Origin of the sequence: Arthrobacter sp. GAS37 (assembly GCF_044908325.1) — a bacterium.
GTDB classification, from domain to species: domain Bacteria; phylum Actinomycetota; class Actinomycetes; order Actinomycetales; family Micrococcaceae; genus Arthrobacter; species Arthrobacter ramosus.
The window spans coordinates 62667-79621 of record NZ_JBIYDB010000021.1 but is presented as its reverse complement, the minus strand read 5'-3'; the positions used below and the strand labels follow the sequence as shown (position 1 = coordinate 79621).

Sequence of the window (16955 nt, the reverse complement as noted above, 5' to 3'; positions counted from 1 at the left end):
TGGGACGGTACTTCCCTGAGAGCCAGTAGTTGACCGCGCGCTGGGTGACGCCGAGGCTCTTTGCGGCTTTGGCAGTGTCTACTCCCCCGCGTCGGTTCGTGCCGTATGCGGCGATGAGCTGGTTGTGCAGGTCACCGGAGATGTCGACACCGTGTTCGACTCCTTCGCCGGCGGGCTTGCCTGAGACGTCGCCCTCCCTGCCGGTGAAGAACCCGAAGAGAGCCTTGCGTGCCCCGGCGACGCCCGCCTGTTTCTCGCTCACGCGCTTTCCTCAATGTTTCCGTCTTGCAGTTGGCCCGTGCTCTCTTTGAGGTGTTCGAGGCCCCGGTATCCGTGGCCGGTGAGGTGCTCGAGGTGCTCTGAGAGGAGTGCGGAGCCGATGTGGTGGTACTGGCCGAGTTTGCGGCCCAGCCAGGCATGGTCGCCTGGCCAGGCCTTGATCGGGTCGGGTTCGGAGCTGGTGTAGACGATCGAGTCGGTGCCGATCGCGACTGGCCAGTGGCCGTAGTCGTTTCCTATTTTGATCACGCGTCGGAGCAGGTTCGCTTTGGAGCGGCCGATGATCGTGTCCCGGCGCTCGGGGGCATAGCCGTCCCCGCCGCGGCGGGCGAGGTGGATCGAGTTCATCATGCCGATGGTCTCGGTGTAAACACGCTTTACCTGGTTGCGGGTCGGGGTGGCGTCGGGGTCGGTACTTTCCCCGAGGAGGTTCAAGGCGCGGCTGCAACGGTCGGCCCAGCCGTCGAGGATCCGGGAGCCGTTCCAGGTGTAGGCCTCCAAGATCGTTGGTACGAAATCGTTGGCAACGGCAAGGGCGAGGGTCGGTGTTGTGACCCAGAGGCTGTCCGGGTGGCCGGCCTGGACAGGGAAAACCGGGTTTGGAATCCGCCAGTCCCCAAAATCGGCCCATTGGATGCGCCAGTAACCGGGGGTCTTCTCATCGAACGCGCAGCCATCGGGGTGATGGGTCGGGTCCCCGACTGGCAGGATCGCAGACTTCGTACCTGCCAGGTAGGAGCCGGAACGGTCATAGCCATGAACGTAGAGGTTGCCGGCCTCTGCCTCGGTGGGCTTGCGGCTCCAGGAGATCTCAGGCTCGGGCAGCCGGCTCTCGTAGACACGGTCAATGAGCTTGGAGGGCTTGAAGTATTCGTCACGGTTCTTCTTGCTCGGCAGGGCGAACATGAGGTCCATGCCCGTGGACGAGGAGCCCATGAGCAGGGGGTGACCGAGGGACTTGGAGAAGAGCTCGAGGCGTTTGGCGATGACCGCGGGCCCGGGGACGGGCGCTCCGATGATCGGGTAGGAGCGGGAGTCCTTTCCGTCCAGGACCGGGATCATGGCGAGAACGGCGCCCTCCTGGCGACGGTAGACCCGGGTCCAGGCTGTGTAGGCGCAGGTCTTGCCGCCGATTGTCCAGCCGTCTTCGATAGCCGCGAGCAACGAGGAGTGGTTGGTGGTGAGCTTGGTCAGTTCGCTGGCCCGCATGCTCGGGGAATCCGAAAGCTTGTCGACCGGGATGTCCAGTCGCTCGGCCGCGGCCGCGGTGATCCAGATTGCCCCTCGGGTCGTGAGCCACTTTGTCACCGACCCGGAGCGGTAGGAGCTGATCCGGGCGCCCAGGTTGAACCTGCCGGCCAGCGCGGCGACGTCGCCGGCGTGGCGTGGCCAAGGTTCGAGCTCGTGACGGACGCCGTCGGGCGTCCACAGCCCGTCAGCGTCCAGGACGGCCTGGGCGAAGTCGTAGCCTTTCGTCGTATCCCGTTGAGTCGTGACCGCAGCGTCGTCGGTTGGCTCTTCGGCGACGTCGTGCTGGAGAGGCTCAGGGGAGGGCTCCTGGGCCGTTTCTGTCCCGTGCAGGGACTCTGCGGGGGACAGTATGTTCTGGCGGGTTTTGGCCTCCTCCAGGCGGATTGTGGCGAACGCCCGGTTCTCCTCGGTGGAGGTGCGCCAATCGGACCAGCAGATCGCGGAACCATTGATCAGCTGAAGCACCGGCCTCATGCACATGACGCAGGCCGTTGGCGTTGCCAGAGGTGATGCGGTGCCTTCCATTCCTTCGGCATCCATGCGGCGCCTGTCCAGGGCCACCGCCGCCGCCGGCGCTTGCGGGGACATACCACCGGAAGCGGCCGGCGCAGAGGGCACGGCCGGTGCGGCAGGTGTTCCGCCGGAGGGTGCGTCATCGTGGGGGGCGAAGGGGTTGACCGGGAACGGCAGGGTGTCCGGGCCGTCGTCCTCCGGGCCGGTGAGCACCTCGAGCGGAATCTCCCAGACACGGGTTTTGACCCCGTTGATCCGCCGGGCAACGCAGCGGGCGCCCTGGGCGTCGGGGGCGATCCAGCCGTGTGAGAGGAAGCTTGAGGAGATCGACGTCGCCGTTTCGGCGAAGGTCAGATCCGCGCCGGCCGCTACCTGCCGTGCGGCACGGATGCAGATGTTCGGCAGGAGCATGACCATGTTCTCCCGCAGAATACCCAGCCGTGGTCCCATCGGGACGTAGATGCCGTCGATCGGGTTGGTGCCGCGGAGCATCCAGCCCATGCCGAGGGGTTCGGCCGGGTGTACGCCGTGGGGTGTGGCCAGGTGTCCGGCCTGGGAGCTGAGCGCCTCACGCAGGTGCGCGATCAGCTGCTCGCCGGCGTCCCCGGAGGAGGCGTCCTGCATCTGCAGGGACGCCCAGATGCCCTCACGTGCCCAGTCGATGAACTGGGAGGCTTCTGCCGCTGTTGCTCCGCCCCGGTCAACGAGCATTGCCATCATCGTGCGCACGCCGGCCTCAGCCTCCGACGCGGCCTCGACCATGCGCCCCTTCGCCCCGTCGGTGTGGGGAAGGGCCTCAGCCCGGGCCGACCAGTAGCCGTTCAGGTTCTCGGGGTGGCCGTAATCAGAGACGATCGCCTCTTCTTCGGCCAGCAACCGGTCGCGGTGCTCGATGAGCCAGGTAATCAGCGTGGCAGCGACGAGGTTTCTTGCTGACTTACGGTCGCTGCGTTCGATGTCGGCGAAGGTCTGTTTCGGGTCTCTGATGTCGCCGTTGTTGACGGGGATGACCAGGGCGCGGGTCGCGGCCGAACCGCTCGGGGCGAACTCCGCGGTGGTGATGACGGTGGCCTGGGAGGGCCGGGATGCCTTGACGGTTCCCTCGCGGGAGCTCACCACACGGCCGGTGGCGTTGTAGTGGGCACGTATGAGCTCATCGAGTTTTTGCTGGGCACGCTTGAGGTCACCGTCTGCGGTGAAGTCATCGATCCAGGTAGGAAGGTGGGACAGCGGCTCAAGGGCCCTGATCAAACCAAGAACCGTCGCACCTTTGTTGGAACCGGAAAGGATCTCCCGGCGCTCCCCCGCGTAGGAAAGTGAGGGGGCGGCGTGGTGGATCATGGCGCGTGCCAGGGCGGTTTTGCCCGATCCGGGGCCGCCGGCCAGGTGGGCGATGATCCGTACAGGCTTCAGGAAGGAGCGCCAGGTAATGCCCAGCAAGGGGGCAACGATACGCGGCGGCAGATCCAGCAGCGGGGCAATGCCCGTGTCGAAGACCCGGCGAAGTTCGGAGGGATCGGTGCACGGATCCGGGAAGGTGTAGACCTCGAAAGGACCGGGAAGTTCGGTCTTTACCGGGATGGTCCCACCCTTGGCGAGGGCACCGGCGGCGTGAACGAAGAAAGACCCGGTGTCGGATTTCCGCCACCCGGTCGCGGTGTAGATCGGAGTGCGCTGGGCCGGGGCCGGCCGGGCACGCAGCAATGCCTGCATCGCCTGGTCTTTGCCCTTCGCAGTCGCTGACTCCAGCAACCCCGGCCACGGGAGATGGTTGATCCAGGCTCCGCTGCGCAGCTCCTCAGGTCCCCAGCTGAAAGCTTCGGACTCGAGCACCGGGCGGGAATCGTCATCGAACGCGGGATTACCCTCGGGGGTGCGTGCCCAGCGGTAGAACGTGCCGACCCAGCGGGTGTCGGGTCTGGTTGATTCCTGGTCGTGGCCGTCGTCGGCGACGAGGACCTGGTCGATTTCGGCCCAGCCGTGTATCACGGTGGTGAAAGTGGGGACATACTCCCCGTCGACCTTGGTCCAGCGCACCTGCACGGTCTTTCCCTGGCGGACGACATAGCGGGCCTCGATGTTCTTGCGCCCGTCGTCGCCTTCGATGAAGGTGTTGCCGTCGAAGACCGGGGGCTCGCCCCCGCTGCCAGCGAGCTCAAGCCGGGGGGACGTACCACTTTCAGCCGGGACGTGCTCATCCGGGTGGGCCGCCGGCGCCTGGTTCATGGTGCGGCTCAGGTCACCGGGAGTTCTAAGTTCCGCGGCCGCGTAGCAGAGGCGTGCCGCGTCCCCTGACTGGGAAACCGCAGCGATGATGGCTGCCTCGACGCGGCGGGCCCGCTCGCCAGGAATCGGTGCGGCTTCCTTGAGCGCGACCTTGGCTGCTTCGGCGGCCCGGCCCCAGCGCAGATGGGATTCTTCGGCCCATCGTCCGACGGCCTTGCGGACACCGTCGCTGACGCCGTCCTTCGCTTCGGGGGATCCCAACCAGGCCGAGATCTCCTGCTCGCATTCAGTCACCCGGCTTGCGGCGTGGCGGACGCCTTCCGCAAGTGCCAGCAGGTGCATCTCTGCAGGGGTGACCTGGACGAAGTCATCCACACCGTGGCCGGCCTCGAAGTGGTCGGTGAGGTCTGCTTTCGGGTCATCGAGCGCAGGCAGGAGAAGCATGAGGCTCCGCACGAACGGGCCCAGCGCTCCCGCGAGCTGGTCGCCGCGTTCGTAGCCGGCTTTGTCCTGATCGACCACGATCACGACGTCGGCGCCGGAGAAGAGATTGGCGGTGCCCAGCGGGAATTGACCAGCACCTCCGGCGTTCGTTGTGGCGGCCAGGCCCTGTGCGCGGGCGGTGTCTGCGTCCTTCTCACCCTCGACAATCCACACCGGCACGCCGTCAGCGATCGCCTGGAGCATGTCGGGCAGGCAGTACAAGGTGGGGGTGAACCCGGCCGGCTTGCGTTTGACAACGCCGCCCGTCGGCTTGATGTAGCGCTGGGAGATCTGCTTGTGGCGCCTGCCGTTTCCGTCGTGGGCTTCTTCGCGGACGACCTGCTGGACCACGGTCCCGTCGGCGTCGGTGTATGGGTACACGGCTGTTTCTGTCCAGTTGAGACGGGACAGATCAAGGCCCGGAGGAAGGGAGCGGCGAGGCGGCAGCGGGCTGAGGCGAGGACCCCGCTGCTTCTTCCGCTGCAGGATCCGTGCCGAATCGGGAGTGTAGGGCTTGGGGTTGTCGAAGAGATCGGACAAGGACAAGCCCAGTGCTTCGGCCAAGTCACGCTGCGGCGCGTGGCAGCCAAAGCAATGCAGGAGGGTGAAGCCCTCGTCGTCGGGTTTCCAAGTCACGTGAAGTGAAGGGTCGCGGTCCCCGTGCAAGGGGCAAACAAGGTGAAAGTCATCGGAACGTTTGGTGGGATTGAGACCCATCCGGTTGCCGGCTTCCCAAACCCGGTCAACCGAGGCCCGGGCGCGTGATTCAGCCATCTATGCACCCTCCGATCACGGCCGGGCACGCAGACAGCGTCATCGCCACAGGCCACGCCGAAGCGCAACCTAGACGAAAAACAGCCAACTGCTGTATCTTCAAAGACAGGTAACCTTTTCTTTATAGGAAACGGGATCTAATTTCGGGACTAGAAATTAGCTTTACTCGACTTCAAGGGTTGTCCGCCCGAGGAGTTGCACAAGAATCGTTCGGTGCCACCCGAAACGATTCCCATATCAGAGGAAGCGCCGGCTGCTAGCCAAAGCAGCAAGGCGCTTTTTCTTGTCTTACACGGCCACAGCACCGCCCTCAGTACCGGTCTCACGCTGCTTAAGCGGAACCACGTTACGCAGATAATCCGGGAGTTCAAGGCCTTCTGCAGTGGCCAGTTTGTAGGCAATCCAGTCGGTCCAGTCCAGACCGAGTTTTTGGCGCTCTTTTTCGTAAACGGCGACATGCTCCTCAGGGACTCGAGTCTTGAGGAGGCGGCGATCACCCTTCGACGGCCGCCCGGGGCCGCGAGGTGGTGTGGTGTTAGCAGCTTCAGCCATGCCCTATTCCTAGCACGCTCAGAGTTTCTGGTACCCGTATTCCGATTGACGGGCGTGTCGTGTCGCAGCATCTCCATGCCTCATGGGAGTACGGCGGAATCGCCGGATGTGGCAACTGCGCTGGAAAATTTCTTCCCATCTTCTTCTCCCCCTTGATTACTGGTAGCTGATGCTGTTTCTGGACGTGCTTGGGGTCGGCCAGGCTGTCCCGACGAGGGGATGGTTTACGATGACATCGCCTTCGACGGCGCGGAACTCCCCGTGCTTGGTTATACCGGTAATCCGGGCAACGGCTCGGACGGTCCAGTCCGGGTCGACGATGGCGGCTTCCTCCTGCACCAGGGCGCGGCTTTCGTCGAGTTTCCACAAGCCTCTGGTCCGGTCCCAGCATTCCTGCTGAGTCAGGCCATCCCGATAGCCCATATAGATTCGACCGAGTTTGTCATTTGCAGGCAGGAGTTTCTCCCGGCCCATCCGGAAAATCAGCATAGATAGCCTCCACTTCGCTTAAGCGAAACTCTACCGAAGTACGGAGGGGCGCGGCAACCCTCCACTGAAATCGTTGCGGAACAAACATGCGACCGAAATGAAAATTGACCTATATGGACACATATTCCTAAAATCCTGTTCCACCTGTTCCACCCCATAATGAAAAGCTATGTTTTCGCAGGTAAAAGGGCATTTATTGGGTGGAACAGGAAGCGGAACAGGTCAGATCGCATCCTGTTCCACCCAGGAGCCGCCCAGGCAATAGTTCCCAACAATAGCAAGGCCTCCAGGGGTGGAACAGGATTTGAGAGGCTCAGAATTTTTTGGTGAGTTGGGAACAATTTTAGGGCGCGATGATGTTCCGTTGATGTTGTTTTAGAGAGAAGCTGCGCAGCTCCGCAGGGCTGCAGAGAGCAGTACCTGGTGATCGACGCCGGCTTCAAGGGCATCCAACGGGATCCCGGGGACGTCCTTGACCCGGAGGAGGGCTTTGGATGGCTGGGTGAGCCAGAAGACGGGATCACGGGTCCCCGCAGCGGTCAGCAGCTCGGCGATCATCGCAGAGGTGATCAGCCGCTGCCTGCGCGCGACCGTTATCGGAACCCCGGCGTAGAGCCAGTTCTCGACACTACTCCTGCTGGTGCCGGCTAGACGGGCGGTGAAATCAAGACCAAGCAGGAGAGTCAAAGCCCGGAGCGCGTCGACAGGCTCGCGGGCGGCCGGGGTGAAGGTCCCGGCGTGAGTCTGGACATAGGCGGGTACCGTCCAGACAGTGCGGCGCTTGCCGTTCACGAGCACGTCCGTCCTCACGGGCCCCGGGGCGCCGTCCGCCCATCCGGCGGCGATAAGGGAGGCCTCGAAGCGGCTGGCCGAGGCGGACACCATGCCGCCGCGTTCCCTCGCTGCTGCTTTCGCTGCATGCAGGGCCTGGCGGGGAAAGAGATGGATGGTATGTCCCCTCAGGAAGCCGGCGCCGAGTCCACGCAACCTGGCGTCGACTGCTTCGAGCTGCCCGCGGTAATCAGCGCCGGCACTCGTACCGTGAAGCAATGCTGAGAGGACCCTTGAAGCGACGTCGTCCACCGTGAATTCCGGGTGTGCCAGGAATGCCGGCAGGGTGTAGACGCTCAGGGGCAGCACTGGAGGCAGTCCCCCGGTTGCGGAACTCACTTGTCGTCAATGACGACGGCGACAAGGTACGGGGTCCGCAGTTCGGTCTCGATGTGACGGGCCCAGGTGAGAGGGTCGGCCTCGAAGGTGACGCGGGCACCGTCGAGCAGTACATCGAGGTCGAGAGGGACATACTCCTTGTCACCTTCGATTTCGTGGGTGCCGTCGGCGCGGATGGTCAGCTTCGCGGCGACCACCTGGTCGAGGCCATCATCCGTGAGCTTGAGGAACTCGACGATCATGCGACTCACCTCCAAAAATGAGTAAAGCTATAGTTGATTTATTTTATCAGCCGTGGTCAAGGATCAGAACTCTCCAGGCCGCAGAATAGCGTTTCCATCCAGCATGCGCTGCGCGCGGTCCCTCAGGGCCACTGCGCGGCCTTCCGTGAGCATCCCGGCGAGTCCGTGCATGTCCCTGGACGCCAGGAGTCTCTTCAACGCCGACTGCTCGTATTTCTTCAACGATGCCCGGCCCGGCAGTTTGCGCCGGCTGGAGACCAGGATGGAGTGGTTCAGTTGGTCTCCAGGTTCAGCGAAGGTGAATCCATGGTCGATGAGGGTGACTTTCCCGTCGCCGGAGAACAGGTTGAAGCGGTGCCGGTCCTGCTGTCCGACCAGGCTGTCGAAGAAGGCGCCGCGGTCCACTTCGGCGTCCCGGATCCTTTCCCACCCGGCACCCTGGCGTCCGGGGGCAATCATCGCCAGCGATCCGATCTTTCCCTCGACCTCACGGATTACGCAGGTCGGGACCATCCCATCGAAGTTCCTGCCCAGGTTCTTGGCGAGTTGCCAGGCACTGGCCTCATGCAGAGGCTGAAGCCTGTCGTCCTGGCCGTAGCTGTGGGCGCACCCGTCGTTGAGTCCGTCGAAGCTTTTGAAAAACGCCACCGTTCCATCGGAAAGCACGACCCTGCGGGTGTCGTTCACGCCGCCGTGGATACGTTCGACGGACTTGATTTCCGTGTCCAGGAGCCGGCGCTCGGCCGCGTGATTGCCCTGGAGTCCGATCAGGTGGCTGATGCTCTTCCGCACATGATCGCTGAGTCCCGAGGCGCTGTCCGGAAGCATCGACGGGGCCTTCGGGTGTGGGTTGGTCTCCTTTTTCCCGGAAGCCAGATGCCGCGCATCTGCCGGTAAGGGCAGGGCTGATGGTAAGTCCTGCCCCGGTTGGGAGATCCGGTGCCGTGGCCCCTCGGCAACAGCTGGTTTCACCGGCGGCACGCCAGCTGCCGGGGTGGCGTCCCCCGCCCGGCCGGCAGGGTTGGAGAGCAGGCCGTACTCATACCCCAGCTGCTTCGCTTCACCCGGTGGAGCTGCTTTGATCCGTGCGATGAGCGAATGCGGCAGATCCGCGGCAACAGCTTGTTTGAGCGCCTCGGCCTTCAGTGCCCTGTTTGCCTTGCGTCTGTCGTTGTGGGCCGCACGCCCGGCTGTCCCGGCATGGAACGCGCACCTGCGACCGCCCTCGGCCAATCCTCTACACACAACGGGCTCCTTCCTCCCACCAATGAGGAGTAGGGGACATCCCGGAAAAGTAGAAAGTGCAGGTGAAACTTTCCCCGGCAATCTCCACCGGGCAACAACCCGAGGAACTAGGAAAGCAACAACCAAACAATAAGAAGGAAATAAACCAAAGATGTGGTGTGCAATAAGAAGTGACGTGGCCGTGCGGGATCCGTTCCGGAACAGCCGCCGGCGCCGGGTGTACTTAAGCCGCAGCGGGCCTGGATCGGTCGAGGGTGAGCCACAGGAGGCGCGAGGCCTCGGCATCCCGGCCGGCACGGTGTGCCCGGCCGGGCGGGGGTACCAGGCCTGCCCTTGCCAGGGCAGAGCTCAGGCTGATCCTTCCCTCGAGTCCGAACCGTTCGGCGGCCAGTTCCATGGTGCAGAGCGTTCCTGACCAGGAAGGTGCAGGCTCGCCGGCCCTGGAGTAGCCGGCCTGGATCATCGCGGCGTCAAAAGCCACACCATGACCGGCGATCACCACGCCCTCGAGCACGCGTCCGAGCTCGGCCGCCACCATGGAAAAACCCGGAGCGGAGGCAAGTTCCCGGGCGGTAATCCCGTGGATCTCCTCACAGATATATCCCCAGGGGTCAGAGGGACATACCAGCGACTCGAAAAGCATCGCTCCTGATTCGTCCAGGACTGCAATCTCGACCACCTCCGCAGCCGGCCCGAGCCCTGTGGTTTCCACGTCGATGAACACGATCTCCATACCCGCCACGGTATCCGCACCCCCTGACATCGAGCGCGGAGCAATCTGTCGACAAGAGGTCAGCTGTCAGCAAGGGGTCCCCCGGGCCGGGTTTCGTGTCAGCAAGGTTTTCAGCAAGGGGTCATTCCTCACACTCCAGATGAGGCACAGCAGAAGTTCTGTGCACACACACCTTCAACCCAAGGAGAACGCCTTGTCCCAGACCCAACGGCGCATCGTGCGCCTTTTGAATGTTGTCGCCGGCGTCGGCGAAGCCGTCCTTCGGCTCCTGAGCGTCGTCGACAGGATCATGGAGTGGATCAACCGGCTCTCCGGCCACTAAGGATAGTCAGCGTTCGAGGCGGCAGGGCTCAGAGACGTCCCGAACGTCATCGCGCCATAATCCGGTTGACGTTCAAGGAAACCATCATTGAAACAGGCACCGACTCCTACCGCTTTGCCCACTCAAAGAACCAACAGCATTCGGACGTCTAGAAGTGTTCCCTAACCATCCTTTGGTCAACGAGCAATTGTGTCTGACACGAGGTTCAGTCGCGGGTCGAGCACTGTGTGGGCTCGTGACGCTGCTTATCTATATTAAGAGGGCGGGGTCGATGAAATCTGTTCTCGGATCCGCAGCCGCTTCTGGGTCCTTCCGTCGGGAGGTTGCGGGAATGCCGATCGCTACGGAACGGGGCGGAACGTCACGGACGACGACGGCGTTCGCGCCAACGGCGGAGTCGTTGCCGATCGTGATGGGGCCCAGGATTTTGGCGCCTGCGCCGAGCATGACGTGATCCCCGATGGTGGGGTGCCGTTTCGTCTTGCTCAGTGCACGACCGCCGAGAGTGACTCCCTGGTACATGAGGACGTCGTCACCTATTTCCGCGGTCTCACCCACCACGATGCCCGTTCCGTGATCGATGAACAGGCGTCGTCCGATCGTAGCCCCGGGGTGAATCTCGATTCCCGTGAGCGTCTTGGACACTTGGGAGATTACCCGGGCCAGACCTCTCAGGTGCGGTCGTTGCCAGAGTGCGTGCGCCAGACGGTGGCTCCAAATCGCGTGAACCCCTGAGTAGACCAAGGCAACCTCGACGAGATTAGATGCGGCGGGATCCTGGGTTTTGGCGGCCTGCAGGTCTTCCTTGAGGAGCTTCAAAATCGACATTACGGTCCTTCGGTAGCGGCACCCACGCTCTTCATACTGGTTCACGCCGGTGATCACAGGAACAACATGACTACGGACAGTAACAAAAGAACGCCAAATATCCGGTTCAGATTCTTTAGCCCATCAGTGGTCCGGATCAGTCGGGATCCGCCTTGGCCCAGGAGCGCCCAAGCACTGTTGGAGATGAGGTTGACGACAGTGAAAAGCACTCCCATGAGGAGAAGGCCTTGTATTCCGCCGCCGAGGGTCGTGGGGTAGGTGGCTGACGCTGTGAGCGCCATGAGCCAGGCTTTTGGGTTTACCACCTGAAGGGCACCGAGTTTCCAGAACCCGGCCGCGGACGGGGCGGCCGACGGTGTTGAAGGGTCGCTGCTGAATATCTTCCATGCCAGGTACAGCAGATATGCGGCGCCCACCAGTTTGAGCCCGAAGGACACTGCCGGGACACTTTGAATCAGCGACCCGATTCCGGTGTTTGTCAGTGCCAGTAGCGCGAGGAACCCGATCGATATGCCGAATATCGCCGGTAGCGCGGCACGGAATGGTCTGCCGACCGCCAGCGAAGCGACTAAGACATTGTTGGGCCCGGGAGACATTGACACCGCGAATGCAAACGTCAGAAAGGCTCCCACAGAGGCAATCGTCAATGGATCTCCCGGGCTTCAGAGGGGGTGGCTAGATTACATAGTCTTCGCGTACCGGGGTGAAAACATCGATACATCTGACTTCGGTTGTTGCGATGCCGGAATGCAGTACGTCGCTGGGAATGACTAGCCCGTCGCCGGCCACAAGGTTGAATGTCTCTGTGCCGACTTTCATCTGGAATTCCCCGGAGAGGACATTGACTATCTGTTCGTGCGGGTGGCGGTGTTCGGGAATGACTGAACCGGCATCGAGAACCCATGTGGCAACGGTCATTGAGGCGCCATGAACGAACCGTCCGTGGGCCCCTGGAAATACTTGATGAACCTTGGCATCTGAAGACCTGGTGTGCAGGGAAGGCACGGTCAGTTCCTGATCTCGGGCACTTCACCATGTTCGAGAATTTCCCGATGATCGGGATATGTCAGGATGATGACGTCCCGGCGCGCGGTGCTCTCGTTGATCGGGATCAACGGTGACGCGTCGTGGATGACGCGCCTGTCATCGAAGCTAACGAGTTCTCCAGGGCGCAGTACGACGTTGTCAACAATCTTCTTGTCGGTACCGATTTCCCAGACTGATGTCAGGGCCGATTCGTCGGTGATGTCATGCCTGTCGACGACGAACACCCCAACGTATTCGTAGCCGTCACGATGACGGCCTTCCGGGACAGGCTGACCGGCGCCGAGCGTCCGGATTTGATGTGCGGAAAAATTAAAGGCCGGGGCGTCAATTCCCGCCGCCCAGTGCTGAATCAGGGCCTTGAACGAGGCGTTGTCCTCTATTCCTTCAGGAAGGTCGTTGTAATCCCTGCGGATGCCTCCGTAGTTTTCGAGCGGGTTGATGTCCGAGCTCTGGAACAGCTCGACATTTTCCAGGCGGACGATCGTACCGTCCTGGAAGGAGAAGCGGGACTGTGTCCTGTGCCGGTAGCCGCCCTCGAAGTGCTTGTCGAGCGGGATGTTCTCAAAAGACTCTTGAAGCTCGTAGAGATCGAGTGCCGGTGTGGTGATTTTTACATGGTCGTTCATGATGATCCTCTCGATCGTTTGGTTAAATCCGGCCAACCGTGTCTATTAGCTCAGGTAGGTAGGCGCCGCTGCGGATCTTGCCCAGCATGCCTTCTTCGGTGTTCTCAATTGCCGCGCTCCTGTCGAGGACTTCCTCTAGCCGGGCGCGGGGGATGATGACGGTGCCGTCACCATCGGCAATGATCCAGTCGCCCCGATGGACAACGACTCCGCTGATGATGCAATGATCCACATCGCTTACGGCTTCGAAAGCGCCCTGGGAATCGACGGGAATGAAACCGGTACCGACAATTGCGGTTGGTATGTGCTGGATGATTTTCCTGTCCCGTATCGCTCCGCCGAGGATAATCCCCTCGAACCGGAGGTTTTGCGAGAGGTAGGTGGTTGACATGCCGCCCAGCATCGCTGCGTCGGTCATCAGCGGGCCGGACCCGGCTACATAGATCTGGCCGCGCCCGTCTGTTAGTTCCGGAACGATGAAATCCCGGACCTCTTCCCAGGTGCTGGGGCTTGCGGCGGTAATGGTCGGTCCCTTGCGCACCGGGTGCCACCGCACGGGGTAGGCCGCTCCGTGGATCAGTGTCGTTGGCTCGCTGTTTAGAAAGCCAAGACGGGAGTCAAGCACGCACCCCCGGATGCCCAGGGCATCCAGGACGTCCGAGATGGTCGGTGTCCCGATCCCATGCTCGCGGATCTTCACCGCGACCGCGCTGTGAAGGTCGGCTAGCGCTTCGGTCTGCATGTCAGTTGCTCCTTGAGGGGGCTGGGTGGCTTACAACGAGGTTTTTGTATCTCTGCGCCACCAGGTTGGTGACTGGCCGGTCTTCTGCCCGACGGGTGCGCTGTCCGTTGACTGATTCGACGGGAAGTACTTCCGACGCTGTGCTGGTCAGGAAAATTTCGTCGGCGCCCAGGAGTTCCGCCGGATCGATGTTCCGTTCCTGGACGGCGAACCCCTCCGAGAGTGCTAATTGAATGATCGTTGCGCGCGTGATCCCCTTCAGGCACCGGTTCTCGGGTGGCGTGATGAGATTGCCGGCGGAAACCATGAAGAGGTTCTGGGCTGAGGCTTCGGAGACGAAGCCCTCGTGGTCAAGCAGCACGGCATCGTCGTATCCGTTTTGGGCTGCCCAGAGCGTCGCAGTTTTTGATAAAAGGTAATTGCCCGTGGCTTTGGCAAACGCCGGATAGCTTTCAGGATCCGGCCTCCTGTACCGCGAGATGCCAAGCTTGAATGCCCTGCCGTTTTCATCTTTGGCGTCCCACTGCCAAGCGAGCACGGCCGTATGGATCGGGCGGCTGTCACGCAGCGTTCCCAGACCCTCTCCCAGGTAAACAATGGGACGGATGTATGCCTCTACAAAGTCGTTGGCCTGGAGTACTTGGTGGACGGCGTCGGTGATCGCCTCCGGTGTCACGTTGGGTTCCAGCCCGATTTCACGACATGACGTCCATAGTCTTTCGATGTGTTCTTCGAGTCTGAAGACATGCGCTTCACCGCCGACGTCGTAGGACCGGATGCCCTCGAAGACGCCATATCCGTAGTGAAGGGAGTGGTTCCACAGAGAAATCTCATGGAGGGGTTCCGCGGCCAGACAGCCGTCAATCCAGCTGACCGTGCTCATGCGGCCGATTTGGGCGCGTGAATGGTGAAGCCCATGGGAACGGGTCCGAAGTCCTCCAGGACAGTCAGGTCGTAAGCCTCCGCAGCAGGCAGTGTCGTGATGCACGCGTCCACCAGCCCCTCACGGCATTGCTCTGCCGCCTTGGAATTGCTGGTGGACTCGGTGACAGTTAGACCGCGACCGTTGAGCAGGCTAAGTGGTGCCGGATGGCTGGCGGCCGTTCGAACTACCTCTTGCCCCCGCGACGCGAACAGCATGTTGAAGGTCGGCATGATGAACTGATCGACCAGGGTCAGGCGATCAAGGTTGTTGAAAACGATCTCGTGCAGCTTTGGATACACGACGCATCCGAGAAGAACCGCACCGTCCGGATCCTGCAGCAGCCTGTCCAACGCCTCTTCGAGCGTGCCATGGAGGACCGTCTTGGCAGACGAATGTCCCTTCGATCTAATCCACAGGTTCGCGGCCGCTTCGCAGTTGGTTCCTTCAGGCCCCAACGTATGCACGATCCGAATATCTGACGGTTTACTCTCAATTACTGACACAAGCTAATCCTTATCGAAGTAGTTTCATGGTGTTGAGACCGATCGAGAAGGGGCCCAGCCCATGAACCTTCGTCCAGATACTTGCGACGCCAAAATTCATCCCCCACGAGAAAAACTAGGTGATTTATGGCTCAATTTGAACGATTGTTAACTAAAATGACTTGAGTTTCTGCCGTGCCGACGTGCGGATGTCAGCTTCGGCTCGATTGCGTAGCCCGGCATTCCCTCTCGGAGATTTAGGGTTTCCGTAGACAGCACTCCATTGGAAAAGGTTCCTCATGAGGTTCATCGCGCGCTCCTGGCAAGGCCTCACAGCGAACCACCAACGGCGGCTAGTTGCCCGGTCGCTCCTGGAGATATTCGCCCTGCTCGTCCTATTCGTGGTGGTGATCTTCCCGATTCACGTAATTGCGCAGATCTTGATCTGCGCAATCTACGGAGCCGCAACCTTCGCGCTAGGTGCCCATTGGTCCAACGTCGCCAGCGATTGTTGTGACGACGTTGCTACCGAGGAACGACCCCGGCCGCAGGACTGAACGGATGTACTAGCTGGTATTCAGCGCTGATTTTGGCGCTTCGTTGAGCGTTCTCGGGCTTGATCAGCTGTTGCCGGCAGAGCTGTTCTGCCTCGCCGCTGTAGCCGACGTCGGCCTAGCTGTCCTCCGGCTCCTCTGTGCCATCGACAGGATTTCCGAGTGGCTCGACCAGCTCTCAGGGCTGTGACGCCGGTTCCCGGCCCTCCTGCCCGATCGCGGAGCGCAAGTTCGGCCCGGAATGCCTCCGAGGTCTCTTACCAGCGGAACGGGACCTTGCTGGGAATTACCGGGATGTTTTCGCGACCAACGCGTCGAAGGAGTTCACGTGCACCAGTGGCGGCCTCCTCGGGGTAAGGGGTCGGCCCACCGATGATCCCGGCAATCGGAAGCTCGTGGACCGGTTCCGGGCCCTTGCTTGGTTCGATCTTCGGGTCTGTTGGCAGGCAGAGTTCGACATAAGGGACGATTCCGTATCGGCTTGGGCGGTGCTTCACATAGATGAGGTCCGTGTAAAGGCCTGCCCCGCATACAACGCGCATCTCACGCTCATCCACGAATCCGGAATTTTTGAAGGTCTGGAGCTCGCCATAGATGTCGTACATGACATCAAGTTCATGCCGCTCGGCCTGTTGTCCGTTCGAGCGTGCGACGGCGGCTTTCTCGAGTTCCAAGAGCCTCCCCCAGGCGATCGCCTTTTGCTCCTCGGTGTCGTAGATGGCCTCCCGCCATGCGAACGATCCCAGCTCCCGGCGTGCGTTGTCGAAGACTTCCTGTTCGTCGTATGGGTCTTGAAAGCCGAGCTTGTCGACCATCTCCTTGGTCATGGCCGTCTGCCGCCGCATGGAGAGGGGTTTTGTGGTGTCGAGCCCGACGGCGAAACCGACTTCCGGCCCGGTGTAATTGCGCCACATTGTCAGGTTGTTGGGATCTTTGCATGCGCAGGTGACGAATGTCCTGTACCGGTCCTGGGCTGTTGCTGAACGCACCATTGAGCAGACGTCCGCCAGGATCCCGGGGGCCAGATAATGCTGATGCTGTTTGATGAGGCTTTTGAGCTGCTCCGCGCCTGTGCGAAGTTCGTGCTGGTCGTTCATGAACGCAGTCGAGCTGGCCCAGAGGACGTTTTCCTTGATGATCCCGGCCAGGCCAGCGGCATTCGTGTAGTGCCATACGGTGCTATCCTGCCAGCTCTTCGGTGAGAGCAGATCAGGGGATCCGTCCGGATCGGGATGAAGGGGGAATGGGCTCATGGGCCAAGAATAGGCCGAAATATACGGCCCTCGGCGGACCTGCAGATCTGTCTGGTCCCTGGTCCGGCTCGAACCGGCTGCCTCCCCTCCCAAGGCGGCAAAGCATCGCCGGCAAACCAGGCGGCGGGTCCTGTACTCAGTGGACTGAGGGGCCTTGTATTTCTCGGGCGGATATTGTGTGCTCCCGGACGGGCCATCTGCCGCGGACATGCTGTCGCA

Annotated in this window: 19 protein-coding genes; 3 read left to right on the top strand and 16 right to left on the bottom strand. The window is 61.7% G+C overall.

Annotation, left to right across the window (positions count from 1 at the left end; translation table 11 throughout):
- The 8 genes from ABH924_RS16470 to ABH924_RS16435 all read right to left on the bottom strand — a co-directional run.
- Window positions 1–262: hypothetical protein (locus ABH924_RS16470; RefSeq protein WP_404500488.1), on the bottom strand; the 262-nt coding region annotated here is incomplete at its 3' end.
- Window positions 259–5388: a hypothetical protein gene (locus ABH924_RS16465; protein ID WP_404500486.1), complete on the bottom strand. Its 5130-nt coding sequence runs from the start codon at window positions 5386–5388 to the stop codon at window positions 259–261. The genes ABH924_RS16470 and ABH924_RS16465, both read right to left, overlap by 4 nt.
- Before the next feature lie 426 nt (window positions 5389–5814).
- Complete coding sequence (locus ABH924_RS16460) at window positions 5815–6078, bottom strand: hypothetical protein (RefSeq protein WP_404500484.1); 264 nt, start codon at window positions 6076–6078, stop codon at window positions 5815–5817.
- Between the two features lie 156 nt (window positions 6079–6234).
- Complete coding sequence (locus ABH924_RS16455) at window positions 6235–6567, bottom strand: hypothetical protein (RefSeq protein ID WP_404500482.1); 333 nt, start codon at window positions 6565–6567, stop codon at window positions 6235–6237.
- A gap of 375 nt (window positions 6568–6942) precedes the next feature.
- A complete protein-coding gene (locus ABH924_RS16450) occupies window positions 6943–7737 on the bottom strand; it encodes a hypothetical protein (RefSeq protein WP_404500480.1) in 795 nt (264 codons plus the stop codon).
- Window positions 7734–7979: a hypothetical protein gene (locus ABH924_RS16445; protein WP_404500479.1), complete on the bottom strand. Its 246-nt coding sequence runs from the start codon at window positions 7977–7979 to the stop codon at window positions 7734–7736. The genes ABH924_RS16450 and ABH924_RS16445 overlap by 4 nt, the downstream gene beginning before the upstream one ends.
- A gap of 63 nt (window positions 7980–8042) precedes the next feature.
- On the bottom strand, window positions 8043–9224 hold the full coding sequence (locus tag ABH924_RS16440) for a hypothetical protein (protein ID WP_404500477.1): 1182 nt from the start codon (window positions 9222–9224) through the stop codon (window positions 8043–8045).
- A 223-nt stretch (window positions 9225–9447) separates the two neighbouring features.
- Window positions 9448–9957: an exonuclease domain-containing protein gene (locus ABH924_RS16435; protein ID WP_404500475.1), complete on the bottom strand. Its 510-nt coding sequence runs from the start codon at window positions 9955–9957 to the stop codon at window positions 9448–9450.
- A gap of 193 nt (window positions 9958–10150) precedes the next feature.
- On the opposite strand from ABH924_RS16435, the gene ABH924_RS16430 reads away from it, so the two are divergent.
- Window positions 10151–10279, top strand: coding sequence for a hypothetical protein (locus tag ABH924_RS16430; RefSeq protein ID WP_404500473.1), 129 nt, complete (start codon window positions 10151–10153; stop codon window positions 10277–10279).
- A gap of 249 nt (window positions 10280–10528) precedes the next feature.
- On the opposite strand, the gene epsC is transcribed toward ABH924_RS16430, so the two are convergent.
- The 7 genes from epsC to ABH924_RS16395 form a co-directional block, all read right to left on the bottom strand.
- Window positions 10529–11107: a serine O-acetyltransferase EpsC gene (gene epsC, locus ABH924_RS16425; protein ID WP_404500471.1), complete on the bottom strand. Its 579-nt coding sequence runs from the start codon at window positions 11105–11107 to the stop codon at window positions 10529–10531.
- Window positions 11108–11160: 53 nt separating this feature from the next.
- Window positions 11161–11739, bottom strand: a complete 579-nt coding sequence (locus tag ABH924_RS16420) for a LysE family translocator (RefSeq protein WP_404500469.1) — start codon at window positions 11737–11739, stop codon at window positions 11161–11163.
- A 43-nt stretch (window positions 11740–11782) separates the two neighbouring features.
- Window positions 11783–12025: a cupin domain-containing protein gene (locus ABH924_RS16415; protein ID WP_404500467.1), complete on the bottom strand. Its 243-nt coding sequence runs from the start codon at window positions 12023–12025 to the stop codon at window positions 11783–11785.
- A gap of 89 nt (window positions 12026–12114) precedes the next feature.
- Window positions 12115–12780: a 2OG-Fe dioxygenase family protein gene (locus ABH924_RS16410; RefSeq protein ID WP_404500465.1), complete on the bottom strand. Its 666-nt coding sequence runs from the start codon at window positions 12778–12780 to the stop codon at window positions 12115–12117.
- 22 nt (window positions 12781–12802) lie between these two features.
- On the bottom strand, window positions 12803–13522 hold the full coding sequence (locus ABH924_RS16405) for an RraA family protein (protein ID WP_404500463.1): 720 nt from the start codon (window positions 13520–13522) through the stop codon (window positions 12803–12805).
- A 1-nt stretch (window position 13523) separates the two neighbouring features.
- Window positions 13524–14405: a branched-chain-amino-acid transaminase gene (gene ilvE, locus ABH924_RS16400; RefSeq protein WP_404500461.1), complete on the bottom strand. Its 882-nt coding sequence runs from the start codon at window positions 14403–14405 to the stop codon at window positions 13524–13526.
- Entirely contained in the window at window positions 14402–14911 is a 510-nt protein-coding gene (locus tag ABH924_RS16395) for a prephenate dehydratase domain-containing protein (protein ID WP_404500459.1), read from the bottom strand. The genes ilvE and ABH924_RS16395 overlap by 4 nt, the downstream gene beginning before the upstream one ends.
- A gap of 317 nt (window positions 14912–15228) precedes the next feature.
- Between ABH924_RS16395 and ABH924_RS16390 the strand changes: the two genes are divergently transcribed.
- A complete protein-coding gene (locus ABH924_RS16390) occupies window positions 15229–15486 on the top strand; it encodes a hypothetical protein (RefSeq protein ID WP_404500457.1) in 258 nt (85 codons plus the stop codon).
- 43 nt (window positions 15487–15529) lie between these two features.
- A complete protein-coding gene (locus ABH924_RS16385) occupies window positions 15530–15673 on the top strand; it encodes a hypothetical protein (RefSeq protein WP_404500455.1) in 144 nt (47 codons plus the stop codon).
- A 67-nt stretch (window positions 15674–15740) separates the two neighbouring features.
- Here the strand turns inward: ABH924_RS16385 and ABH924_RS16380 are convergent, their stop codons facing one another.
- The gene (locus ABH924_RS16380; protein ID WP_404500453.1) at window positions 15741–16736 is read right to left on the bottom strand and encodes a DUF2971 domain-containing protein; all 996 of its coding nucleotides are present in this window, start codon (window positions 16734–16736) and stop codon (window positions 15741–15743) included.
- Between the last annotated feature and the right edge of the window lie 219 nt (window positions 16737–16955).